This is a genomic window from Leyella stercorea (assembly GCF_021531355.1).
GTDB lineage: Bacteria > Bacteroidota > Bacteroidia > Bacteroidales > Bacteroidaceae > Prevotella.
On record NZ_JADYTS010000152.1, the window covers coordinates 1 to 1,537 of the forward strand.

General features: G+C 46.6%; 2 protein-coding genes. Both read left to right on the top strand.

The window, feature by feature from the left end:
- Nucleotides 1-94 precede the first annotated feature (94 nt).
- Nucleotides 95-505 (top strand): ISAon1 family transposase N-terminal region protein, encoded by a 411-nt coding sequence (locus I6E38_RS14720; protein WP_215760954.1) that lies wholly within the window; start codon nucleotides 95-97, stop codon nucleotides 503-505.
- Nucleotides 447-1,514 (top strand): transposase, encoded by a 1,068-nt coding sequence (locus I6E38_RS14725; protein WP_235394690.1) that lies wholly within the window; start codon nucleotides 447-449, stop codon nucleotides 1,512-1,514. Before I6E38_RS14720 ends, I6E38_RS14725 begins: the two co-directional genes overlap by 59 nt.
- Nucleotides 1,515-1,537 lie beyond the last annotated feature (23 nt).

Consider the following 1,537-nt stretch of genomic DNA (forward strand, 5'->3'; position numbering starts at 1 on the left):
GGGTCACCAGTAAAACCCTGTGTTGAATAGTTAACAGGATTTGCTTTATTCTCGTTAGAATTAGTTATCTTTGCATCCACAAAAGAGTAGTGCTATGCAGGATAATCCATACATGATGCTTGCGAAGGTATTCCTTCCCAGCGAGATGACAGAGTATTTTGACCTTACAGATGTTCGCACGGACGAGTATGGTGGAGAACCACGTGTTCACATATTCCTTGATGAGAAGGAGGTTGCTCCTGAAGTATGTCCCGATGCAAGTCCCAATGGTTTTTATGAGGAATCCTGCATGAATCACTTCCCAATCAATGAATACCGCAGCATTCTTCATGTGCGCCGTCGCAGATGGAAGGATGCAGAAGGTAAGAGTGTTTCCAAGGACTGGCAACTGGTTGCTGACGGAACCCGCTACTCGAAGGAGTTTGCGGCTTTTTTAAAAGAATTCGTTGGATACATCCCCGATTACGGCCAGATCGCTCCAGAAACCATATCACATCAAGGCTGATGAGTTCGGACGTGCCTACAAAGATCATTTGAGTGACTTCCGCTCATGGAAACACATGCTTCATGCCAGGGAGTGGCTTATCTTCCCCAGGAACATAGGCCCAAATCTGAGTATAGATGAGACTGCGCTCTCAAACGGGGATTTGTACACCATAGTATCAAACAAGGATGCCCATGGAGGCAAGGGAGCTTTGGTTGCCATCGTAAGCGGAACGAAGGTTGAGGATGTGGTCGCTGCACTTATGCGGATTCATTGGTATTTGAGATGCAAGGTGCGTGAGGTTACAATGGACTTCTCGGAAGGAATGCACCAGATTGTACTTCAAAGCTTCCCATATGCCACCATCACACTTGATCGATTCCACATGCAGCAACTCGCAACAGACCCCATGCAGGAACTGCGCCTCAAGTACAAGAAAGAGGCTCAGAAGGAGCAGAACGAGAAGCGTAAGCTCTTCAAGGCACAGTTGGCAGAGAAGTACGAGAAAAGCCTCAAGCGGCGAAAGAAAGGCAAGAAGGACAAGCGCGGACGCAAGCCCATCCGCAAGAACAAGGCATACGTTCCTGAAAGGCTGTCTAATGGCGACACTTTGCCAGAACTGCTTACGCGCACCCACTATTCCTTGATGGTATCTCCAGAGAAGTGGACAGGTACTCAGAAGGAAAGGATGAAGCTGCTCTTTGAGCGCTATCCAGACTTGGAGAAGGCGTATTCTCTCGTTCATTCCCTACGCATGATATTTTCCAATACAAGAGCCACCTGGATTTCTGGCTATGAGAGTATGCAGAACTGGTTTGACAAAGTCAGGGAGTTTGGAAATGATTCTTTCAATACAGCTGCAGAAACTATCAAAGACAGATTGGATGAAGTCCTCAACTACTTCATTCATCGTGCCACCAATGCATCTGCAGAATCTCTCAATTCTAAGATCAAACAATTCAGAGCACAACTTAGAGGTGTTGTTGATATCGACTTCTTCCTCTACAGACTATCAATGATCTTTGGGTAAACACAGGGTTTTACGGGTGAGCC